The organism is Microbispora sitophila (genome assembly GCF_014892245.1).
Lineage (GTDB): Bacteria > Actinomycetota > Actinomycetes > Streptosporangiales > Streptosporangiaceae > Microbispora > Microbispora siamensis.
This window is the reverse complement of the sequence record NZ_JADBGC010000006.1, coordinates 57,193-77,196: the sequence shown is the minus strand read 5'-3', so window position 1 is coordinate 77,196 and position 20,004 is coordinate 57,193. Positions and strand designations below refer to the sequence as shown.

Genomic DNA, 20,004 nt, shown 5'->3' with positions numbered 1-20,004 from the left:
TGTTCCGGCGCGCGCCGATGAAAGAGCCGGTCGCGTGCTGCGCCGACGGGCCGCCCGGGTCCGCCGGCGTTCTGTGTCCCCGGGAGAGGGCTGTGCCGTGTTCCCGGGAGCTGTGCCGTGCTCCCGGGGGCCGTCCGGGGTGCCCGGGAGAGGGCTTCGGTCAGGCGGCGGCGCGCTTGAGGATGTCCTCGAACACGCTCGGGTCGTCGGAGGAGACGACGGGCCAGCCGATGCCGTACGAGCCGGCCCAGCCGACCTCGATTCCGGGGTTGGCGTGGTCGGTGCCGTCCGGCAGGAACAGGTGCGGGCTGCAGTTCACCCGGTCGGTCGCCGCGATGGCGGCCTGTTCGGACAGCGTCCTGCGTGCCCGGCCGTCGTCGAGCGCGGCCGCCAGGGCGTCCACGTCCACCACGCCGGTGGACGCGGCGGCGTCCAGGATGACCTTTCGGTGGCTGATGCACCGCGACTCGGCCCAGAACGCCCTCCGCAGCGCCAGGTCGAGCTGCTCGGACGCCGTGAACCCCTGCTCCTTGGCCGCCTGGACGGCCTCCAGCGCGGGCAGCGTCGTGGACGGGTACAGCCAGTCCTTCGCCTGCCACAGCTGCCATCCCGCGTCGGGTTCCAGCGCGGCCATCCGGCCCACCTCGCTGTCGGTCCCCGGCCGGGGGCTGGGCGCGTCGTTGAGCAACTCCAGGGGGAAGGCGCGGTGGTCGAACCGGACCCGGTCGGTCAGGCCCAGCCGTTCCCGGGTCTTGTGGAGCCGGTGCACGGCTATGTGCGCGAAGGAGCACCAGATGTCCGAGAAGATGATGATGGTGCCGGGTTCCGGGGTCAGTGTCGTCGTCATCGACGTTCTCCTTGTGTCGTGCCTCGTGGCGCTCAGGCCGCGCCGGCGCTGAGCGTGGCCCCCTCGTGCTGGGCGAGCACGGCCTCCACCAGCACGTCCTCGTCCGGCAGCCACGGCGTCATGGAGGGCACCTCGCGCAGGGTCTTCACGAGCGTCTCGGTGCGCTCCACGACGGTGGCGCCGTGCGAGCTGAGGATGTGCCGGGGAGCCAGCCGGAGCAGGTCGTCCAGCACGGCGTCGAACTTGGCCGGGTCGGCCAGTGCGGTCCAGGGGGCGTTGGCCCTGGTGAACAGGGCCATCCCGGCGAGGTAGTCGCTCTCCGGGACGTCCTGGGCGTCCTCCGCCGGGGTCGGCAGGATCGCGCCGAAGCTGTCCGCGCTGAACAGCGAGCGGGTGGCGTGGTCGTAGAGGGCCAGCGTCGAGGGGGAGTCGTAGGCGGGTGGGCGCAGCAGGGAGACGATCCTGCCCCCGAGGTCGAGCGTGCGGCCGGGGTTGACCTGCAGGACGCGGTTCGGGGGCACGTCCCACTCCTCGCCGAGCCGGGCGACGGCCAGGCCGTTCGTGACGACCTTGGCCTGCGGCGCCGCCATGAGGATCTCCTTGAGATTGCCCGCGTGGTCCCTGTCGTCGTGCGTGAGCACGATCCAGCGCAGGTCGGCCGGGTCGACCAGGGACCACAGGGCCTTCTCGAAATAGCCGCGGTCGATCGCCATGCCCGTGTCGACGAGGATCGGCTGCGGGCCGCGGATCAGGTAGGCGTTCACCGGCAGCAGGCCGGCGCCGGTGATGGGGAGGGACGACGGCAGCGTGGTGACGCCGGGTGTCGCCTCGTATGGGCTGCGCAGATAGGAGGTCATGGAGGGGGGTCCTTTCCGCGGTGGGTTCGCTCAGGTGAGCTGGACGAGCACCGAGCCGACGATGAGCAGGGCGAGACCGGTCAGGCGCGGCGCGGTGAGCGGGCGCCGGGGCAGCCGCAGGAGGCCGTAGTTGTCGATCACGGCCGAGGCGACCTGCTGGCCGGTCACGGTCAGCGCCACGGTGGTGGCGGCGCCGATCGTGGGGATGAGCGTGAAGGTCGCGGTGACGTACGCCGCGGCGCAGGCGCCGCCGAGCCAGCCCCACCAGGGCATCGTGCGCAGCCCGCCGAGCTGCGGCCGGGGGGTGCGGCGCGTCGCCAGCAGGACGATCAGCACCACGGCGATGGTGATCGTGGCCACGATGAAGCTGATCATGGCGGTGGTCACCGGCTGGTGGATGTCCTTGCGGAGCGCGGCGTTGACCGCGCCCTGCACCGGCAGGACGGCGCCGGCCACGATGCCCAGCAGGATCCAGCCGGTCTGGCCGAGGCCGCCGGTCCGGCGTACGGCCGCCGGTGCCGTCGCGGCCGGGGCGGTGACGGTGGCCGTCCCGCCACGACCGGAAGTGCCGGGAGCGCCGCCGGGCGCCGGTCCCGCCGGGGCCGGCGTCTGCGCCGGGCGCTGTCCCCGGATGATGACCGTGATGCCGGCGAGGACTGCGAGCGCGCCGAGCGCGATGCCGACGCTGAGCGGCTTGCGCGCGATGCCGAGCAGGCCGAACAGGTCCAGCCCGAGCGACGCGAACATCTGGCCGGTCACGAACAGGCCCGCCGCGGCCAGCGCGCCGAGCCGGGGGAAGAGCAGGATCCCGCTGGTGATGTAGAGCGGGCTGGCCAGACCTCCGAGCAGGTGCCAGAACGGGACACCGGGCACGAGGCGGACGGCGCCGATCGCCCCGACGGCGACCGCGAGGAGCGCCAGCAGGGCCGTCGCCACGCTCAACTGCAGGGTCGAGGCGCCGTACGGCGTCCCGACGGCCTTGTTGAGCTGGAGGTTCACCGAGGCTTGCACTGCCAGTAAGCAGCCGACCAGCAGTGCCGAGGCGAGGAACAGGGCATGCATCGCGATCCCTCTTCTGAAAGAACCGGATTTCGAGAAACCGGGCCAGAAACGGACAGGGTGTCCGGATGAGCGTAAGGCAAAAGTGGACGCTCTGTCCACATCGTTCCGCCGGGGGACTAGGATGTCCTCATGAACAACGGGTTGATGGATCCCGGCGGGAACCGGAGAAACGGCCGTGTTCCCCCGGAGGGGATCACGCCGGCCGGCGCCGGCCGGGAACTGCCCGTGCTCGACCTCGAACCGGGCCGCCCGGCGCCGGTGCGGGAACGGGCGGACGCCGCGCGCAACCGCATGCGCGTGCTGAAGGCGGCCGAACAGCTCTTCGCGACGAGGGACGCGCGGCACGTCACGATGGACGAGATCGCCAAGGCGGCGGGGGTGGGGCGGGCCACGCTCTACCGGCGCTATCCCGACCCCGCGTCGATCGCGACGGCCCTGCTGGACGAGCACGAGCGGCAGGTGCAGGGACACATCCTGAACGGCCCGCCGCCGCTCGGCCCGGGTGCCTCACCGGCCGACCGGCTCGCCGCGTTCTACATCGCCATGATCGACCTGCTGGAGCGTCACCTGCACCTCGTGCTGGGGGCCGAGACCGGGAGCGCGCGGTTCGGCACCGGCGCCTACCGCTTCTGGCGCACACACGTGCGGATGCTGCTGACCGAGGCCGGGGTGCCGGACCCCGAGGGAACGGCGGACGCCGTGCTGGCGCCGCTCGCGCCCGAGGTCTACCAGTTCCAGCGGCACACCCTGGGCCTGTCGCAGGCCCGCGTCACCGAGGCGCTGGTGTGGAGCGCTCGCCGGCTTGCGGGAGGCTGAGCGATCCGGGCTCGGGCCGCGGGCAGTAGCCGCCGATCCCGCGCTCCAGCAGGTCGAAGGCGCGCTCGGCGTGCTCCCTGACGTCCGCCCTGATCAGCGCCGCGTCCTCGCCGGCCATCTGCCGCATCGCGAAGTGGCGGGTCAGCGCGCGGACGGTGGCGCAGATCTGCGCCGCCACCAGCCACGGCGTCAGGTCGTCGGGATCGGCGTCGGTCTCCTCGGCGAGCGTCCGGGCCAGCCGCTCCTCCCGGTTGACCTCCAGCATGCGCACCCGTGACTGGAGCGCCAGGCTCTCCCGCACCCGCTGCGTGAACAGGTCCAGGCCCTCGCTCATCCCGTAACGCCAGTCGCCGGCGTCGAGGGCCTCGAAGAAGTCGCGCCGCACCGCCTCGACCGCCGTCTCGCCCGCGCGGCGCTCGCGCACGGCCCGGGCCAGCATGTCCTCGCTCTCCTCGCTGCGGTCGAGGAACAGGTCCTCCTTGGTGCGGAAGTAGTTGAACACCGTGTTGACCGACACGTCGGCGGCCCTGGCCACCTCGGCCACCGTGACGTTGTCGAACCCCCGTTGCAGGAACAGTCCCATCGCCATGTCGGCGATCCGCTGCCGGGTCTCCCGCTTCTTCCGCTCCCGCAGGCCCTCTTCCACGCCTCGATTGTAAGGGCGAGCACAATCTTTAAGTGACACCAAAATTGGTGTTACTCTACCCGGCATGATTCACGCCAGAGGGCTCACCAAGACCTTCGGCCCGGTCGAGGCCGTCCGGGGGATCGATCTCGACGTCTCCGCGGGGGAGATCGTCGGCTTCCTCGGACCGAACGGCGCGGGCAAGACCACCACGCTGCGCATGCTGACCACGCTGCTGCGCCCCACGTCCGGCACCGCCACGGTCGCCGGCGCCGACCTGTTCGCCGACCCAGCGGGCGTACGCCGCCGCATCGGCTACGTCGCCCAGGGCGGCGCGTTCGCCCCGTTCTCCCCGGTGGGGGAGGAGCTCGTGCTCCAGGCCCGCCTGTACGGCCTGAACAGGGAGCAGGCCCGCGAACGGGTGACCACCCTGCTCGCCGAGCTGGACCTGCCCGGGGTCGAGGAGCGTACGACGGTCACGATGTCGGGCGGCCAGAAGCGCCGGCTGGACATCGCGATGGGGCTGCTCCACCGGCCCGAGCTGCTCTTCCTCGACGAGCCCACGACCGGGCTCGACCCGCAGAGCCGCGCCAACCTGTGGGACCACGTGCGGCGGCTGCGCGAACGGGACGGCCTGACGGTCTTCCTCACGACCCACTACCTGGAGGAGGCCGACGCGCTCTGCGACCGCGTCCTGATCATCGACCACGGCCGGATCGTCGCCGAGGGCACCCCGGACGAGCTGAAGTCCGAGCACGGCGCGCGGACGCTCGACGACGTCTTCCTCGCCGTCACCGGCCGCGAGCTGCGCGAGGGGGCCGCCGCGTGACCGCCCTCGCCGCCCTGACCGGGCACTACCTGCGCGTCTCCTTCGGGAACAAGTTCAGCCTGGTCTTCAGCGCCCTGCAGCCGTTCCTCTACCTCGTGTTGTTCGGCCCGCTGTTCGACCGCAGCGGCGTGGGCTCGTGGGCCGTCCTCGTGCCCGGCCTGCTGGTGCAGCTCGGGTTGACGAGCGCGGGAATGGCGGGCTTCACCATCGTCTTCGACCAGCGGTTCGGTGTGCTCGAACGGCTGCGGGTCACGCCGGTGAGCCGGGTGACGCTGCTGCTCGGCCGGGTGCTCAGGGACAGCGTCGTGCTGCTGGTCCAGGCGGTGGCGATCGTCGTGGCCGCGTACGCGCTGGGCCTGCGGGCGCCGCTCGCGGGGGTGCTGGGGGCGCTGCTGCTGACCACCGTGCTGTCGGTGGGCATGGCGTCGCTGTCGTACACGGCGGCGCTCACGCTGCGGCAGGAGCTGTTCGCGCCCGTGATGTCCACCCTGGTGGTCCCGCTGATGCTGCTGTCGGGCGCGCTGCTGCCGATGTCGCTCGCCCCCGCCTGGCTCGACGTGGTGTCGCGGCTCACGCCGTTCAGGTACGCGGTCGAGGGACTGCGCGCGCTTTTCGCCGGTTCCTACGCGTCGTCCGCCCTGGTCTGGGGGGTCGTCGTGTCCCTGGCCTTCGCCGTCCTGGGCGTTACCCTGGGCACCAGTCGTTTCCAAAGGGAAAACGCCTGATCAGGGCTAGGAAAAGGCATTCGAAGTTGATACCGGTTTGCGGGCGCCGTCGGGCACGCGGACGGTCACAATGGGTGCGTGGCGGACGTCAACTTCACCCTCGTCCAGCTGCGTTACTTCGTAACCGCGGCCGAGCTCGGCAGCATGACCGCGGCCAGCAGAGAGCTCATGGTGGCGCAGTCGGCCATCTCGGCCGCCATCGCCCAGGTGGAGCGGGAGCTGGGCGTCCAGCTCCTGATCCGCCACCACGCCCGCGGGCTTTCGCTGACCCGCGCGGGTGAGCGCTTCCTTGTCGAGGCCAGGGAGTTCCTGTCCCACGCCGCGGCGCTCGCCCAGTCGGCGCGGGGCCTCGCGGGGTCGCTGACCGGTGAGCTCGCCGTCGGCTGCCTGACCACGCTCGCGCCGTTCTACCTGTCCCGGTTGCTGCGCGAGTTCGCCGAGAGGTATCCGGGGGTGCGGGTCAGCGTCGCGGAAGGCGAGATCTCCGCCATGGAGTCGGCCCTGCTCGACGGACGGTGCGAGGTCGCCCTCGTCTACGCCATCGACCTCGCCCTCGACCTCGACATCCGGACGCTCACCCGGGCCAGGCCGTACGCGCTGCTGCCGCCGGAGCATCCGCTGGCCCAGGCGGAGACGGTGTCGCTGGCGGACCTGGCGGCCGAGCCGATGATCCTGCTGGACCTGCCGCGCAGCCGCGACTACTTCCGGGCCATCTATCCCACCGAGCCGCGCGTGCGGTTCCGCACGTCGAGCTACGAGACGGCGCGCTCACTGGTGGCGGGCGGGCACGGCTACTCGATACTCAACCAGCGGGCCGAGAACGACCAGACCTACGACGGCGGCCGGGTCGCGTGCGTCCCGATCAGCGACGACGTGCCCGCGCTCGACGTCGTCCTCGCCTCGGTGCGCGGCGTGCGGCCCACCGCCCGGGCGGTCGCCTTCGCCGAGACCTGCCAGGCGTTCTTCTCCAGGAGGTAGTTCACCCGAGGTCGGTGAGCAGTTCCTCCAGGAAAGCGCCGGTCTGCGTAGCCGGCCGGGCGTCCACGCACACCTCGTTCATCACCTGCGTGTACGCCTCGGTGTCCTCGGGCTTGTCCAGATAGAGGGCACTGGTGAGCTGCTCCAGGTAGACGACGTCGGGCAGCTCGGGCGCTTCGAAGCGCAGGATCGTGAAAGGCCCCCCGCACGCGGCGTGCCCGCCGTGGTCGAACGGCACGATCTGCAGCGTGATGTTCGGCTGCTTGGTCACCTCGATGAGGTGTTCCAGCTGGGCCCGCATCACCTTCCGGCCGCCGATCGGGCGGCGCAGCGCCCCCTCGTCCATCACGGCCCACAGGGTCGCCGCCTCGGGCCCGGTCAGCCGCTCCTGCCGGCGCATCCTGAGGTCCACGCGCCGGTCGACGTCGTCGGCGGACCGCCCCGCGTTGCTCCGCAGGACGAGGGCCCGCGCGTACTCGGGCGTCTGCAGCAGCGTGGGCACGAACTGCAACTCGTAGCAGCGGATGACGGACGCCGCCTCCTCCAGCCCGACGTAGAACTCGAACCACCCCGGCAGCACGTCGCTGTACTTGTGCCACCATCCGGGGATGTTCGCCTGCCGCGCCAGGTCGAGCAGCACGGCACGGTCGTCGGCGTCGGTGATGCCGTAGAGGGTGAGCAGGTCGGCGACGTCCCGCTCCTTGAAGCCGACCCGGCCGAGCTCAAGCCGGCTGATCTTGGCGTGCGACCCGCGGATGGCACGGGCCGCCTCCTCGGGGGTGATGCCGCTCGCCCGGCGCAGTCGCCTGAGCTGGGCCCCGAGCAGAAGCCGCAGGGCCGTCGGGCCGCCGCGGGCGATCCCGACCGGTACGGGGGCGGTGCTGCCCGCCTGTGCGTTCACGATCGCTCCATCGGCGGCGCTCCCGGAAAAATCCCTAGTGAAACAATCGGGTTGATCATCCTACCGGACCGGGGTGAGGCCGTCTTTTCTGGGAACTTCCACGGAAAGTCGGGGACGCGCGACATTTGCACGTGCACGCGTGCTTGCATCCGCAAGGCACAGGGCAAGATACACGACGGCAGGGAAATTCACATCATGTAATGGGTGAGACCTGAGGGATCGGCGATGACAGCAGACCTGGCGGGCCCGGGAGCCGCGACAGCGCCTCCGTGGTTGACCTCGATGTTCGAGCGGGAAGATATCGCCGGCGTATCCCTGCCTCCGTCGGCGACGTGCACCTTTCACGGGCGCACCACGTCCGCCGCCGCGGCCCGTGACTTCACCGCCAGGACGTTGTGCGGCTGGGGCCTACCCGGCCTCGTGCCGGACGCGCAGCTTGTGGTGTCGGAGTTGGTGACGAACGCGCTGAGGCACGCTCCCGGCGACCCCGCCGACGCCCCGCCGATCCGGCTGAGGCTGGTGAAGCACCGGTTTCATATCGGCTGCGGCGTGAGCGACGCCAGCGCCCGGGTGCCCGCGGTCTCGCCCTGGAGCGACCTGTCGGAATCGGGCCGGGGGCTGCATCTGGTCGAGGCGCTGACCGCGGCGTGGGGATGGATCCTCACCCGCGGCGGGGGCAAGGTCGTCTGGGCGCTGTTCGACGCCTCGCCCGCCTCCTGAGTGGCCCCGAATCCGTTCGCCTGCCGGGCGGGTCCGAATCCGTTCGCCTGCCGGGCGGCCCGCCGAACTGGGCGGGCCGCGCCGTCGACCTCGGCTTTGAGCGCGCCGAGCACGCGGATGCGGATCACCGGCCGCTCAGGGGCCGTCGTGCCAGGGGCCCGCCGGGTCAGCCCTGCTCGGCCTCGCCGGTGACCTGCTCGGCGGCCTCCTCGGGCGACTGCTCCAGGTCCTGGTCGGCCTGGGCCTGCGCGGAGGCCTTGTCCAGCCTGACCCAGCTCGTGACGCTCTCGATGGCGAACAGCACGAGCAGGTACGTCGTCAGGACGGCCGCCACGGGGGTCAGCCATCCGGCGGCGGCGGCCACGCCCAGGACCAGCAGGCGGACCTCCCAGCCGAGCCCGGCCTGGTAGAGCCAGGCGGGGGGCCAGATGCCCTGCCGGGTTCGGTAGACGGTGTCGTACGTGTGGTAGCCGATCACGTAGATCAGCACGAACAGCAGCCACTTGGGCGTGTCCTCGGCCAGCCCGAGCAGGGTGATCGTCACGAACTCGGCCGCACGCAGCAGCGGGGGAGTGAGCCAGTCGAAGCGGCCCAGGTGGTCGCGGCCCGCGGTGGGCAGGACCAGCACGAGCAGCACGGCGACGGGCACGAGCAGGATCGGGCCGTCGGTGAGGACGCCGGCGACGGCCGGCGCCACGATCGCGATCAGCGCCACCACGGTCGCGGGCACGGGCGGCAGCAGCCGGCCCAGGGAGCCCTTCAGCGCGGTGGCGAGCGGGCCGTCGTCGCGGTAGGCGAGCAGGCGCGCGGTCTGGACGCGGCGGCGCTCCTCGTCCGGGTCCGGAAGCGGCGTGGTGGCCTGCGGCTGAGTGATCATGCGAGCGACCTCAGGAGACGTCCGGTGAGGGTGTAGGTGGCCGCGACGCCGCCCCAGACGATCAGCGTGAGGAACGTCACCCGGGGGTTGAAGAACGCGGCGGTGATCGCGATCGCGGCGAAACGCTCGCCGATGGGGAACACGATCATCTTGCGGGCCCAGTGGACCGGGCGGAACTTGCCGGCCTTGGTCCACAGCTTCAGCAGCCCGCGCACGCCGGTGCTCCGGCTCGCCCTGCGCTGCTCCAGCGCCTCCCGCAGCGGACGGTCGTCGGCGACCGTCAGGTCCAGCGTGGGCAGCGGCACGGGCGCCTTGCGCCGGTTGGCCGCACCGAACGAGAAGTCCAGCAGGTGCTTGACCGACTGGAGGGCCAGCGCGACCAGCGCCAGCGTCCAGACGCCCTCGCCGTCGCCGAACTGCCCGGACACCGTCGCGCCGACCGCGAGTCCGACGAAGACGGCGTACTCCTTGAACCGGTCGAACGTGGCGTCCAGCCAGGCGCCGAGCACGCCGAACTTGCGCGCGTAGCGGGCGACCTGGCCGTCCACGCAGTCGAAGACGAACGCGAAGTAGATGAGGACCGCGCCGGCCACCGCCCCCCAGCGGGTGCCGGTGGCGAACGCGCCGGCCGACAGCAGGCCGAGAGCGATCGAGATCAGCGTCACCTGGTTGGGCGTGAGCCCCCGGCGGGCCGCCCAGCGGGCGATGAAGCGCGAGTAGGTGCTGACGAAGAACGTGGTGAAGAAGCCGTCCGCGCCCTTCACGGCGTTGTTCAGCCGGGCCCGGTCCTCGTCGAAGTCCGCCATCTCGGCCAGCGCCTCGTCGGCGTCGGCCTGACTGCGGATACGGCGGAAGAACAGGTCGCGGCGGCCCCGCCGGCCCACCGACACGCCGCGCCGGACCAGGCCGAGCACGAGAAGCTCGGTCACGTCGTCCTCGGGGCCGAACAGGTGGGCCATGTCCGCCAGTTCGCGGGCGACCTCGGCGAGGGTCTGCAGGTGCCGCTGGTGGAGGTGGAGTGGTCCGAGCAGCGCCGCGTTCGGCCGGGTCACCGCGTGGTAGGCGGTGCCGACCGAGACGATCCGGCTCCGGCCGATGCGGGTGCGCTGGGGCAGCCCCTCGATGACCTTCTCGCCGATCTCGGGCTCCGCCTCCTCGATCGGCACCTCCTCCTCCGGAGGCTCGTTCTCGTCCCGCTCCTGCCGCTCCTCCCGGACGACCAGTGCGATGGCCCCCCGTTTGGCCTTGGTGATCTGGTAGATCAGCTCGTCGTGCACCAGCGAGTCGGCCGGCAGGATGAGCAGGTTCTCCTCGGCGCCCTCGACCGCGTCGGCCAGCGCGCGCAGGTCGCCGGCGACGTCGGGGCTCTCCACCACCCGGCCGTACGGCCTGCGGTAGGCGGCGGCGTCCCCCGGCCGGGCGATCGTCGTCGGCTCGGGGTCCAGAGCGGCGGCCTGCGCGAGCAGCCTGTCGTACGCGGAGGGGGCCCCGGGCAGCGATTTCAGCGTGATGGCCGCGGGCAGGGCGGGCTGGCCGCCGGGCGGCGGGGGACTGATCGGGCCGGGCGGGGCGCCCAGCAGGACCACGCGGGTCATGGCAACCTTTCACGCAACGGGGGGAGATCAGGCCCTCAGGCTTGACCGGCGCGGGGAAGTCCGCCGGAAGCCAAAGCTTAGTGACCTTTCGGTTGAACCGATGCACCCCAGGTTTACCGTACGGTCCCTGGATGTACAGCTTGGAGAGGGTTCGTCGCCCGGCATCGTCGCCGGATCATTACCGAATTTTCACCATTCATGACCATCAACGGGGCGAATGCCCGTCTGGCGGGGCGGACGCCTGCGCGCACCCATACGATGGCGGGGTGAGCCTCTACCGGGACGAGGGCGTCGTGCTGCGCACCCAGAAGCTGGGTGAGGCCGACCGCATCATCACGATCCTCACCCGGCGCACCGGCAAGGTCCGCGGCGTGGCCAAGGGCGTGCGCAGGACCATGTCGCGCTTCGGCGCGCGGCTGGAGCCGTTCTCCCACGTCGACCTGCAGCTCCACAGCGGCAGGTCGCTCGACGTGATCACCCAGGTCGAGACCCTGCACCCGTACGGCGAGGCGATCGTGGCCGACTACGCCAGGTACACCGCGGGGACCGCGATGCTGGAGACGGCCGACCGTCTGACGGTGGGGGAGAAGGAGCCGGCGCTGCGCCAGTTCCTGCTGCTGGTCGGCGGACTGCGCACGCTCGCCGAGGGCGGCCACGAGGCCCGTCTGGTGCTCGACGCGTTCTTCCTGCGCTCGCTGGCCGTGGCGGGCTACGCCCCCGCGCTGTCGGAGTGCGCGCGGTGCGGCGCGGAGGCCGTGCGCGCCTTCGCGATCGTCGCCGGTGGCGTGGTGTGCGGCGCCTGCCGCCCGGCCGGCGCCGCGGTGCCCGCCGCGGAGACGATCGCGCTGATGATCGCCCTGCTGCGCGGCGACTGGGCGGCCGCCGACGCCTCCGAGTCCCGGCACCGCGCCGAGTGCAGCGGCCTGGTCGCCGCGTACCTGCAGTGGCACCTGGAGCACGGGATCCGCTCGCTGCGTCACGTGGAACGGGAGTGGCCTGCTCAGGTGACCGCGAGCGAAGCGAGGATCATCTGAGCGGCCCTCGCGGGCGTCCGGGGGTGTCCTCGGTAACCTCGGCGTGAGGTGGGGAACGCACGGAATCCGCACGGGATCCACACGTCTCGCGCGCCTGAGGACCGGTCCGGACGCAATACCCTCGGTACATGGTCCGTCCTCCCTCTCCGCACCCGTCCGGGGTCACCCCGCCCGCCATCCCGCGCGACCTGCTGCCGCGGCACGTGGCGATCGTCATGGACGGCAACGGCCGCTGGGCCAAGGCGCGCGGGCTGCCCAGGACCGAGGGGCACAAGATGGGCGAGGCGTCGCTGTTCGACGTCATCGAGGGCGCCATCGAGATCGGCATCCCCTACCTGTCGGCGTACGCCTTCTCCACGGAGAACTGGAGGCGCTCGCCGGACGAGGTGCGCTTCCTCATGGGGTTCAACCGCGACGTCATCCGCCGGCGGCGCGACCAGCTCAACGCGATGGGCGTGCGGGTCCGCTGGGCCGGGCGCCCCGGGCGGCTGTGGAAGAGCGTGATCAAGGAGCTTGAGGACGCCGAGCGGATGACGGTCGGCAACAGCACGCTGACCCTCCAGTTCTGTGTGAACTACGGGGGCCGCGCGGAGATCGTCGACGCCGCTGTGCGGCTCGCGCGCGACATCGCCGAGGGCCGGGTCAAGGCCGACAAGGTCTCGGAGAAGATCTTCGCCCGCTACCTGGACGAGCCGGAGATCCCGGACGTGGACCTGTTCCTGCGTTCGTCCGGCGAGCAGCGCACCTCCAACTTCCTGCTCTGGCAGTCCGCGTACGCCGAGATGGTCTTCCTCAACCAGCTGTGGCCCGACTTCGACCGCCGGGACCTGTGGCAGGCCTGCGAGATCTACGCCAAGCGCGACCGCAGGTATGGCGGGGCCGTTCCGAACGAGGTGGCGCGGAACCGGGACGCCGGGCGGTAGCGGGAGCCCGGCGTCAGGAGGCGTCGCGGCGGCGGGCCCGGTACGCGGCGACGTGCATGCGGTTTCCGCAGGTCCGGCTGTCGCAGTAGACCCGGGAGCGGTTCCTCGACTCGTCCACGAAGACGTGGGAGCAGTCGGGCGCCGCGCACGTGCGCAGGCGATCCCGCTCGTTTTCCACGAGCACGTGGGCGAGGGCGACGCCGCAGTCGGCGGCCAGGTGCTCGGCGACCGACGAGCCCGGCGCGAAGTAGTGGACGTGGAGAGGGTGGCCGTCGTGCTCGGCGAGGTGCGGCGTGATGCGGGTGCGCTGCAGCAGCGTGTTGAGCAGGCCGACCGCCGTCGGCTGGTCCGGCGCGGTGAACACGGCGTGGAACTCCTCGCGCAGGGCCTGGACCTCGGCGAGGTCCCGCCGGGTCACCGTCCCGACTCCGCTGACCTCTCGCCTGCGGACGAACTCCTCCAGGTCGCCGACCTCGGCCAGCCCGTCGCGCTCGCCGGCGCCGGTGTTGATGAGGTCCACCACCGTCGCCAGCGAGTACACCATGTCATGGCTGAACGGCACGCCATCTCCCTTTTGTCGCGGCGGTCCCTGTCGCGGCGCAGGCAGCGTACCTCTCAGGGAGCCCGTGCGGGGCGGGGTCAGCTCTTTCCGGCCGCCTCCGCGCGAGACGCGGCCGCCTCCGCGCACGAGGAACAGGTGCCGAAGACCTCCACGGTGTGGGTGACGTCGATGAAGCCGTGCTCGGCCCCGACGACCTCGGCCCAGCGCTCCACGTCCGGCCCGGCCACCTCGACGGTGCGCCCGCACTCCCGGCACACCAGGTGGTGGTGGTGCGTGTCGGTCTGACACGCCCGGTAGACCGACTCGCCCTCGTCGGTGCGCAGCACGTCGACCCGGCCGGCGTCGGAGAGCGACTGGAGCGCCCGGTACACGGTCGTCAGGCCGATCTTCGAGCCGACCGCGCGCATCTCGGCGAACACGTCCTGCGCGCTGCGGAACCCCCGGCTCTGGCGGAGGATCTCGTGAACGGCGTCGCGGCTCTTCGTCATCAGGACTCCTGTGTACGGCTTCGCCCTACGACCTACCAGGTTAGGCCGGTTCGCGTCAGATCAGGCCGAAACGGGTGGCGGCGAGGAGGACCAGGAACGTCGCGACCGCCACACGCAGCAACCGGCCCACCGGACGCAGCGAGGGCCACGACAGGTAGGCCAGACAGACGATGAACGCGAGCACCGGAAGCACGGCCACCCCGCCACGCCAGTCGGGCACCACCAGCCCGGCGATCAGCAGGGCCACCATGACCAGCGGGACCACCCAGCGGGGCTGCTGGAACAGGAAGACCAGCGGCGCGGCGCTCCTGCGCTCGAACGCCGCACGCAGCCCGGTGGCGCCGGGCGTGAAAAACTGCTCGCCCGGCGGCAGCGGCCGCCGCACCCGCGGGGACGCCGCGTTCCCCCGGACGGGAGGCTTCCTCGCCAGAGGATGGGCCGGCACCTGACGGCGCGGCGGTTCGGTTTCGCTTCCCACGCGTTCGAGCCTAGTGCGCGTCCGCCCAATCTTCGCCCCGTCGCGTCGCCCGCTGTGCTCCTTCCGCCCGCGCCGCCCCCCTCCCCGCCGGGGCGTACGTGAGGGGTGGCATGCTGGGCGGCATGCTCGCCGTGATCCGTTACTCGGTGCCGGGCGCCCGCGCCGACGAGTTCGCCGCCCAGGCGCGCGCCATCCTCGACCTGCTGGCCGCGCAGCCGGGATACCTGCGCGGGCAGATCGGCAGGTCGGTGGACGAGCCGGCTCTGTGGGCCGTGGTCAGCGAGTGGGAGGGCGCGGGCTACTACCGGCGCGCCCTGTCGGCGGCCCGCATGGTGATGTATCCCCTGATGACCCTTATGATCAACGAGCCCAGCGCCTTCGAGGGCGTCTACGCGCTGCCGGGTGAGGGGGCGAGCGCGGGGACCGTGGGCAAGGCTTGAGCGCGGGGGCGCCGGATTCCCCTAAGCTTGAGCACGGATCCGGGCAGGTGGCCGGACGTCCCGCAGCCGCGGCACGGCGGCCGGGTCGGCCCGCCCGCTTCAGCGAACAACGCACGCTGACCCCGATCTCAACGCCGACACCCAGCCGGATGGAGTTCCACTGATGGCACGTCGCACCGACGTCTTGGAAACGATCGTCAGCCTCGCCAAACGCCGCGGGCTCGTCTTCCCGTCGAGCGAGATCTACGGAGGCCTGCGGGCGTCCTGGGACTACGGCCCCCTCGGTGTCGAGCTCAAGAACAACGTGAAGCGCGAGTGGTGGAAGGCCATGGTGCAGGGCCGCGACGACGTCGTCGGCCTCGACTCCTGCGTCATCCTCGCCCGCGAGGTCTGGCAGGCCAGCGGCCACGTCGACACCTTCACCGACCCGCTCACCGAGTGCCAGGCGTGCCACAAGCGCTACCGCGCCGACCATCTCATCGAGGCGTACGAGGCCAAGCACGGCAGCGAGCCGGCGGGCGGCCTGGCCGACATCACCTGCCCGAACTGCGGCAACAAGGGCGCGTTCACCCAGCCCAAGCAGTTCAGCGGTCTGCTGAAGACGTTCCTCGGCCCGGTGGAGGACGAGTCGGGCCTGGCGTACCTGCGGCCGGAGACCGCCCAGGGCATCTTCATCAACTACCTGAACGTCCAGCAGTCGGCCCGCAAGAAGATACCGTTCGGCATCGGCCAGATCGGCAAGTCCTTCCGCAACGAGATCACCCCGGGCAACTTCATCTTCCGCACCCGTGAGTTCGAGCAGATGGAGATGGAGTTCTTCGTCAAGCCCGGCACGGACGAGGAGTGGCACCAGTACTGGATCGACGAGCGCCTGCGCTGGTACGTCGACCTCGGTATCAACAAGGACAACCTCCGGCTCTACGAGCACCCGAAGGAGAAGCTGTCCCACTACTCGAAGCGGACCGTGGACATCGAGTATCGCTTCAACTTCGCCGGCGGCGAGTGGGGCGAGCTGGAGGGCATCGCCAACCGCACCGACTTCGACCTCACCGCGCACGGCAAGGCGTCCGGCACCGACCTGTCCTTCTTCGAGCAGGAGTCGGGCGAGCGCTACGTGCCGTACGTCATCGAGCCGGCGGCCGGTGTGGACCGCGCGACGCTGACCTTCCTCCTCGACGCCTACACGGTCGACGAGGCGCCCAACGCCAAGGGCGTGATGGAGGAGCGGACCGTGATGCGCCTCGACCATCGCCTGGCCCCGGTCAAGGTCGCGGTGCTGCCGCTGTCGCGCAACGCCGACCTGTCGCCGAAGGCCCGCGACCTCGCGGCCCGGCTGCGCCGCCGGTGGAACGTGGACTTCGACGACGCGGGCGCCATCGGCCGCCGCTACCGCCGCCAGGACGAGATCGGCACGCCGTTCGCGATCACGGTCGACTTCGACACCCTGGAGGACCAGGCCGTGACGATCCGCGAGCGGGACTCCATGGCCCAGCAGCGGGTCGCGCTCGACCAGGTCGAGTCGTACCTGCGCCAGCACCTCAACGACTAGAGCACGCAACGAGGCGCCTGTCCGGAAATTTCCGGACAGGCGCTTTTTGCGGCAGCGGGCCGTCCGACTACGCCAACGGCCTGCATGCGCCGCTGGACGGAGTCCACCTCGATCTCGCAGATGCCGGGGGCTGCTGGGCGTCGCGGCGGCGCACGGCGCTTGGGTGGGTGACACATTCAGTCGCCGATCGTGGCTCCGAAAACGCGGGCGAGCTGATGATCGATCAGGCTCACAGCTTCCTCGGGGGTCCGCTGTCCGAGCAGGACGGTGGTCTGGATCCCGTCGGCGCCTGCCACCAGGAACGCGGCCTCGGCCGCGGCGTCGAGGTCGCGGGGCACCTGGCCGAGTTCCTGGCCTTGCCTGATCAGACCGGCGACGAGGTCCTCCAGTGCGTGTGGCGCGTCCCGGGCAGCCTTGGCCATGGCGGGGTCGGTGAGGAAAGGGATGAAGTAGGCGGCGTACACCAGATGCCGGTTGCGCCGTTCCTCGTCCAGCGGAAGCAGTTCGAGCAGCACTCCCCGCACGAGTGCCGGTACGCCGGGTGCTTCGCCGAGTCGTGCGAGTCGTTCGCGGGCTCGTTGCTCGGCGTCGTCATTGAGGATCTTCAGCGCACCGAGCAGCAACTGGTCGCGGGTGCCGAAGTAGTACTGCAGCAGCCGGGCGGAGACCTGGGCTTCGGCCGCGACCTGCCTCAAGGTGACGCCTTCCAGGCCACCACGGGTGGCCAGGCGCCACACGGCCTCGGCGATCTGGCGCCGGCGCTGGTCGTGGTCCACCTGTCGCGGCATACCCGTCCGTCCTCTGTCCTCCGTGCTCGTTGTGGTGCGATCGTACCAAGACAATGTTATGGTGCGTTCGAACCATAAAACTGCGGCGGGCGCGCCTGCCGCCACTGCCCTGCGGACGCGATGGGAGACAGAGCGCAGATGAGACACGTCACCGTGTTGATCCTTGGCATGCTGCTGCTGGTTCTGGGGGCACAAGGTGCCATCCGGCTGCTGGCCGACCACGACAACGCCGGGCTGCTCGCATGGCTGCCCGGCGGATTCGGGGTGCGGGTGGCGTGTTACGCGGTGGCCGCCGTCCTCGGAGCATCACTGGCCGGCTGGGGCGGCAAGAAGGCCAAGTAAGGCCGAGTAGAGCACCCCGCGCGGACGCTCGCGAGGTCGCCCGCTGCGAGTGGGCGGGATCGCCGCCGGAGTCCTCCTGCCGCTCAGACGGTCGACTCGCGGATGATCAGACGGCACGGCATGCGGTGCACGCCGGGTGTCGCCCGCCCGTCCATCGCCGCGAACAGGTGCTGGGCCGCCGTGCGGCCCAGCACCTCCAGGTTCATGTCGACCGTGGTCAGCGGGGGCCTGGTCTCCGTGGACAGGACCTCCCAGTTGTCGTAGCCGACCACCGCGAGGTCCTCCGGCACCCGTCGCCCGCGTTCCCGCGCGGCCTCCACGAGGCCGGCCGCTATCTGGTCGCTGCCGCAGACGACGGCGTCCACCTCGGGATCGGCGCGCAGGATCACCTCGGCGGCCTGCCGTCCCCAGCGCTGCGACCACACGCCGTACAGGACCTGGCCGCCGGACATCGGCAGGCCCGCCTCCTCCAGCGCGAGCGTCACCCCGGCCGCCCTGTCCTGGGCGGCCTGGTAGTGCTGCGGGCCGGTGACGTGCGCGATCCTGCGCCGGCCAAGGGTCACCAGGTGCCGTACGGCCTGCGCCGCGCCGTCCACGTCGTCGGGCACGAACGACACGTCGTCCGGGTCGTCCGACGGCGCGTAGGCGTACACGACGGGTACGGGCAGATCGCGGCTTATCGAGGGGCGGGGGTCGGTGCTCTCGCCCACGACGATGAGGCCGTCCACCCGGCGGGCCAGCAGCGTGCGGATGTGGTGCTGCTCGCGGATGGCGTCGCCGCGGGCGTCGCACAGCAGCACCGCCATCTCGCCCGCGCCGAACGCGTCCTCGGCGCCGAGCAGCACGGGGATGCCGAAACGGCCGACGCTGTCACTGGTGAGCAGGCCCATGGTGCGGGTCTGCCCGGTCAGCAGGCTGCGGGCCAGCGCGTTCGGCTGGAACGACAGCTCTTCCGCTGCCTGGAAGACGCGCCTGCGGGTCTCCGCGCGAACCTGTCCCCGGCCGTTGAGCGCCTTGGACGCGGTCGCGATCGAGACCCCCGCGAGGGCGGCCACGTCGGTGATCGTGGCGGGTCGTTGCGGAGGAGCCATCGATACGTAAAACCTTTTCAGACTAGGGGCGACTACGGCTGTGCCGAAGATAGTCGCCGTCCCGTGATGGCGCAAGGACTAGGCATGCCATTGACGGCGGCGTATGTTGCGGCTACGTTTCCGAAAACCTTTTAGGTCGTTTTCCGTGATCTTCACGCGAGGAGCACCTGCCCACCACGGCACACCCCCCGTAAGGAGCACCGATGTTCAGACGACTGCCGGCGATCACGGCCGCAGCGCTCCTGGCCGCGGCACTCGCGGCCTGCGGCGGCGGCGAGCCCGCGGGATCGGCATCGGCCGGGTCGAGCGGCCCGGTCACCGTCACGATGTGGACCCGCGCCGCCACCCAGGCGCAGAGCCAGCGCCTGGTCGACGCCTACAACAAGACCCACAAGAACCGGGTCAAGCTGACCGTCATCCCCACCGACAACTACCAGCCGAGGATCGCCGCGGCGGCGGGGGCCAAGCAGCTCCCCGACATCTTCGCCGCCGACGTGATCTTCGTGCCCAACTACACCTCGCAGGGCCTGTTCCTGGACATCACCGACCGCATCGCCAAGCTCCCGTTCAAGGACGCGCTGGCCCCCTCGCACATGCGGCTCGGCACGTACGAGAACCGGCAGTACACGCTGCCGCACACCCTCGACCTGTCGGTCTGGTTCTGGAACAAGGACCTCTACAAGAAGGCGGGGCTCGACCCGGAGAAGGGCCCTGCCACGCTCAAGGAGTTCGCCGAGCAGGCCACCGCCGTGCAGGAGAAGCTGGGCAAGGACGGCAAGGTCCACGGCACCTTCTTCGGCGGCAACTGCGGAGGCTGCTACGTCTTCACGTTCTGGCCGTCCGTCTGGGCCGCGGGCGGCGACGTGCTGAACGAAAACGGCACCCAGTCGCTGGTGGACAAGTCGCCGATGACCGACGTCTTCGCGATCTACCGGAGCTTGTACGAGAAGGGCGTCACCGGACCGACCACCAAGGAGGAGCAGGGGCCGACCTGGACCGGCTTCTTCCCCAAGGGCGAGATCGGCGTGATGCCGATGCCGTCCACCACGCTCGGGTCGATGCCGGCGGACATGAAGATCGGCGTCGCGCCCATCGCGGGCCCCGACGGCGGCGAGTCCACCTTCGTCGGCGGCGACTCGGTCGGCATCTCGTCCACCTCCCAGCACCCGGACGAGGCGTGGGACTTCCTGTCCTGGTCGGTCTCCGACGAGGCCCAGGTCGAGGTCATGGCCAAGAACAAGGACGTCGTGGCCCGCACCGACCTGGCCGACAACAAGTACTCGTCCGCCGACCCGCGGGTGGTGCTGATCAACTCGCTCGTCGCCAAGGGCAGGACGCCGTACGCGCTGAAGTTCGGCCAGACGTTCAACGACCCGCAGGGGCCGTGGCTCAGGCTGGCGCGTGAGGCCGTCTTCGGGGACGCCTCGAAGGTCGCCTCGCTCAACGAGTCCGTCAACCAGTCCCTCCAGCAGTGATG

At 71.1% G+C, this 20,004-nt stretch carries 22 protein-coding genes and 1 pseudogene; 11 read left to right on the top strand and 12 right to left on the bottom strand.

The annotated features are described in order from the left end of the window. Window positions 1-160 precede the first annotated feature (160 nt). From IL992_RS12470 to IL992_RS12460, 3 genes are read right to left on the bottom strand one after another with little or no spacing between them, the layout of a single operon-like run. Window positions 161-847 (bottom strand): DsbA family oxidoreductase, encoded by a 687-nt coding sequence (locus IL992_RS12470; RefSeq protein ID WP_193203511.1) that lies wholly within the window; start codon window positions 845-847, stop codon window positions 161-163. Between the two features lie 32 nt (window positions 848-879). Beyond that, a complete protein-coding gene (locus IL992_RS12465; RefSeq protein ID WP_193203510.1) occupies window positions 880-1,704 on the bottom strand; it encodes an MBL fold metallo-hydrolase in 825 nt (274 codons plus the stop codon). Between the two features lie 30 nt (window positions 1,705-1,734). After that, complete coding sequence (locus IL992_RS12460; RefSeq protein WP_193203509.1) at window positions 1,735-2,766, bottom strand: DMT family transporter; 1,032 nt, start codon at window positions 2,764-2,766, stop codon at window positions 1,735-1,737. Window positions 2,767-2,895: 129 nt separating this feature from the next. On the opposite strand from IL992_RS12460, the gene IL992_RS12455 reads away from it, so the two are divergent. Further along, window positions 2,896-3,582: a TetR/AcrR family transcriptional regulator gene (locus IL992_RS12455; RefSeq protein WP_226872845.1), complete on the top strand. Its 687-nt coding sequence runs from the start codon at window positions 2,896-2,898 to the stop codon at window positions 3,580-3,582. Here the strand turns inward: IL992_RS12455 and IL992_RS12450 are convergent. Next, window positions 3,536-4,228 (bottom strand): TetR/AcrR family transcriptional regulator, encoded by a 693-nt coding sequence (locus tag IL992_RS12450; RefSeq protein ID WP_193203508.1) that lies wholly within the window; start codon window positions 4,226-4,228, stop codon window positions 3,536-3,538. The genes IL992_RS12455 and IL992_RS12450 overlap by 47 nt on opposite strands. Before the next feature lie 64 nt (window positions 4,229-4,292). On the opposite strand from IL992_RS12450, the pseudogene IL992_RS12445 reads away from it, so the two are divergent. The 3 genes and pseudogenes from IL992_RS12445 to IL992_RS12435 all read left to right on the top strand — a co-directional run. Then, window positions 4,293-4,961 (top strand): annotated as a pseudogene (locus IL992_RS12445) (ABC transporter ATP-binding protein); the annotation flags it as partial. 71 nt (window positions 4,962-5,032) lie between these two features. Further along, window positions 5,033-5,761, top strand: coding sequence for an ABC transporter permease (locus IL992_RS12440; protein ID WP_193203506.1), 729 nt, complete (start codon window positions 5,033-5,035; stop codon window positions 5,759-5,761). Between the two features lie 78 nt (window positions 5,762-5,839). Further along, window positions 5,840-6,739 (top strand): LysR substrate-binding domain-containing protein, encoded by a 900-nt coding sequence (locus IL992_RS12435; protein ID WP_193203505.1) that lies wholly within the window; start codon window positions 5,840-5,842, stop codon window positions 6,737-6,739. Between the two features lies 1 nt (window position 6,740). On the opposite strand, the gene IL992_RS12430 is transcribed toward IL992_RS12435, so the two are convergent. Next, window positions 6,741-7,640: a helix-turn-helix domain-containing protein gene (locus IL992_RS12430; protein ID WP_193203504.1), complete on the bottom strand. Its 900-nt coding sequence runs from the start codon at window positions 7,638-7,640 to the stop codon at window positions 6,741-6,743. Window positions 7,641-7,865: 225 nt separating this feature from the next. Between IL992_RS12430 and IL992_RS12425 the strand changes: the two genes are divergently transcribed. Further along, complete coding sequence (locus tag IL992_RS12425; RefSeq protein ID WP_193203503.1) at window positions 7,866-8,360, top strand: ATP-binding protein; 495 nt, start codon at window positions 7,866-7,868, stop codon at window positions 8,358-8,360. A 166-nt stretch (window positions 8,361-8,526) separates the two neighbouring features. Here IL992_RS12425 and IL992_RS47575 read toward each other — a convergent pair whose 3' ends face one another. After that, window positions 8,527-9,237, bottom strand: a complete 711-nt coding sequence (locus tag IL992_RS47575; protein WP_193203502.1) for a DUF5941 domain-containing protein — start codon at window positions 9,235-9,237, stop codon at window positions 8,527-8,529. Beyond that, on the bottom strand, window positions 9,234-10,832 hold the full coding sequence (locus IL992_RS47570; RefSeq protein WP_193203501.1) for a CDP-alcohol phosphatidyltransferase family protein: 1,599 nt from the start codon (window positions 10,830-10,832) through the stop codon (window positions 9,234-9,236). Before IL992_RS47570 ends, IL992_RS47575 begins: the two co-directional genes overlap by 4 nt. Before the next feature lie 266 nt (window positions 10,833-11,098). Here IL992_RS47570 and recO point away from each other — a divergent pair, with 266 nt between their 5' ends. Both recO and IL992_RS12405 read left to right on the top strand, forming a co-directional pair. Continuing rightward, window positions 11,099-11,866, top strand: coding sequence for a DNA repair protein RecO (gene recO / locus IL992_RS12410; protein WP_193203500.1), 768 nt, complete (start codon window positions 11,099-11,101; stop codon window positions 11,864-11,866). A 128-nt stretch (window positions 11,867-11,994) separates the two neighbouring features. Then, window positions 11,995-12,789 (top strand): isoprenyl transferase, encoded by a 795-nt coding sequence (locus IL992_RS12405; RefSeq protein ID WP_193203499.1) that lies wholly within the window; start codon window positions 11,995-11,997, stop codon window positions 12,787-12,789. Between the two features lie 13 nt (window positions 12,790-12,802). On the opposite strand, the gene IL992_RS12400 is transcribed toward IL992_RS12405, so the two are convergent. From IL992_RS12400 to IL992_RS12390, 3 genes are all read right to left on the bottom strand, one after another. Next, window positions 12,803-13,351, bottom strand: coding sequence for a CGNR zinc finger domain-containing protein (locus tag IL992_RS12400; protein WP_193203498.1), 549 nt, complete (start codon window positions 13,349-13,351; stop codon window positions 12,803-12,805). A gap of 77 nt (window positions 13,352-13,428) precedes the next feature. Beyond that, window positions 13,429-13,839: a Fur family transcriptional regulator gene (locus tag IL992_RS12395; protein ID WP_193203497.1), complete on the bottom strand. Its 411-nt coding sequence runs from the start codon at window positions 13,837-13,839 to the stop codon at window positions 13,429-13,431. A gap of 55 nt (window positions 13,840-13,894) precedes the next feature. After that, window positions 13,895-14,317, bottom strand: a complete 423-nt coding sequence (locus IL992_RS12390) for a DUF6703 family protein (RefSeq protein WP_319018507.1) — start codon at window positions 14,315-14,317, stop codon at window positions 13,895-13,897. 122 nt (window positions 14,318-14,439) lie between these two features. Here IL992_RS12390 and IL992_RS12385 point away from each other — a divergent pair, with 122 nt between their 5' ends. Continuing rightward, the gene (locus tag IL992_RS12385; protein ID WP_142568246.1) at window positions 14,440-14,757 is read left to right on the top strand and encodes an antibiotic biosynthesis monooxygenase family protein; all 318 of its coding nucleotides are present in this window, start codon (window positions 14,440-14,442) and stop codon (window positions 14,755-14,757) included. Window positions 14,758-14,920: 163 nt separating this feature from the next. Further along, entirely contained in the window at window positions 14,921-16,306 is a 1,386-nt protein-coding gene (locus IL992_RS12380) for a glycine--tRNA ligase (RefSeq protein ID WP_193203496.1), read from the top strand. Between the two features lie 176 nt (window positions 16,307-16,482). Here the strand turns inward: IL992_RS12380 and IL992_RS12375 are convergent, their stop codons facing one another. Continuing rightward, window positions 16,483-17,094: a TetR/AcrR family transcriptional regulator gene (locus IL992_RS12375; protein ID WP_193203495.1), complete on the bottom strand. Its 612-nt coding sequence runs from the start codon at window positions 17,092-17,094 to the stop codon at window positions 16,483-16,485. A gap of 138 nt (window positions 17,095-17,232) precedes the next feature. On the opposite strand from IL992_RS12375, the gene IL992_RS12370 reads away from it, so the two are divergent. Then, window positions 17,233-17,436 carry a hypothetical protein gene (locus IL992_RS12370; RefSeq protein WP_193203494.1) on the top strand — a complete coding sequence of 68 codons (204 nt, stop codon included), beginning with the start codon at window positions 17,233-17,235 and terminating at the stop codon, window positions 17,434-17,436. An 83-nt stretch (window positions 17,437-17,519) separates the two neighbouring features. Here IL992_RS12370 and IL992_RS12365 read toward each other — a convergent pair whose 3' ends face one another. Continuing rightward, window positions 17,520-18,527 (bottom strand): LacI family DNA-binding transcriptional regulator, encoded by a 1,008-nt coding sequence (locus IL992_RS12365; RefSeq protein WP_193203493.1) that lies wholly within the window; start codon window positions 18,525-18,527, stop codon window positions 17,520-17,522. Between the two features lie 203 nt (window positions 18,528-18,730). Here IL992_RS12365 and IL992_RS12360 point away from each other — a divergent pair, with 203 nt between their 5' ends. Beyond that, window positions 18,731-20,002: an ABC transporter substrate-binding protein gene (locus IL992_RS12360; protein ID WP_193203492.1), complete on the top strand. Its 1,272-nt coding sequence runs from the start codon at window positions 18,731-18,733 to the stop codon at window positions 20,000-20,002. Window positions 20,003-20,004: the final 2 nt, after the last annotated feature.

What these genes read in the sequence shown, in the direction of transcription:
- IL992_RS12380 (WP_193203496.1), top strand. Translation starts at nt 14,921, where the DNA reads ATGGCACGTCGCACCGACGTCTTGGAAACGATCGTCAGCCTCGCCAAA.
- IL992_RS12375 (WP_193203495.1), bottom strand. Translation starts at nt 17,094, where the DNA reads ATGCCGCGACAGGTGGACCACGACCAGCGCCGGCGCCAGATCGCCGAG.
- IL992_RS12365 (WP_193203493.1), bottom strand. Translation starts at nt 18,527, where the DNA reads ATGGCTCCTCCGCAACGACCCGCCACGATCACCGACGTGGCCGCCCTC.
- IL992_RS12405 (WP_193203499.1), top strand. Translation starts at nt 11,995, where the DNA reads ATGGTCCGTCCTCCCTCTCCGCACCCGTCCGGGGTCACCCCGCCCGCC.
- IL992_RS12455 (WP_226872845.1), top strand. Translation starts at nt 2,896, where the DNA reads ATGAACAACGGGTTGATGGATCCCGGCGGGAACCGGAGAAACGGCCGT.
- IL992_RS47575 (WP_193203502.1), bottom strand. Translation starts at nt 9,237, where the DNA reads ATGATCACTCAGCCGCAGGCCACCACGCCGCTTCCGGACCCGGACGAG.
- IL992_RS12470 (WP_193203511.1), bottom strand. Translation starts at nt 847, where the DNA reads ATGACGACGACACTGACCCCGGAACCCGGCACCATCATCATCTTCTCG.
- IL992_RS12425 (WP_193203503.1), top strand. Translation starts at nt 7,866, where the DNA reads ATGACAGCAGACCTGGCGGGCCCGGGAGCCGCGACAGCGCCTCCGTGG.
- IL992_RS12465 (WP_193203510.1), bottom strand. Translation starts at nt 1,704, where the DNA reads ATGACCTCCTATCTGCGCAGCCCATACGAGGCGACACCCGGCGTCACC.
- IL992_RS12360 (WP_193203492.1), top strand. Translation starts at nt 18,731, where the DNA reads ATGTTCAGACGACTGCCGGCGATCACGGCCGCAGCGCTCCTGGCCGCG.
- IL992_RS12385 (WP_142568246.1), top strand. Translation starts at nt 14,440, where the DNA reads ATGCTCGCCGTGATCCGTTACTCGGTGCCGGGCGCCCGCGCCGACGAG.
- IL992_RS12460 (WP_193203509.1), bottom strand. Translation starts at nt 2,766, where the DNA reads ATGCATGCCCTGTTCCTCGCCTCGGCACTGCTGGTCGGCTGCTTACTG.
- IL992_RS12395 (WP_193203497.1), bottom strand. Translation starts at nt 13,839, where the DNA reads ATGACGAAGAGCCGCGACGCCGTTCACGAGATCCTCCGCCAGAGCCGG.
- IL992_RS47570 (WP_193203501.1), bottom strand. Translation starts at nt 10,832, where the DNA reads ATGACCCGCGTGGTCCTGCTGGGCGCCCCGCCCGGCCCGATCAGTCCC.
- IL992_RS12370 (WP_193203494.1), top strand. Translation starts at nt 17,233, where the DNA reads ATGAGACACGTCACCGTGTTGATCCTTGGCATGCTGCTGCTGGTTCTG.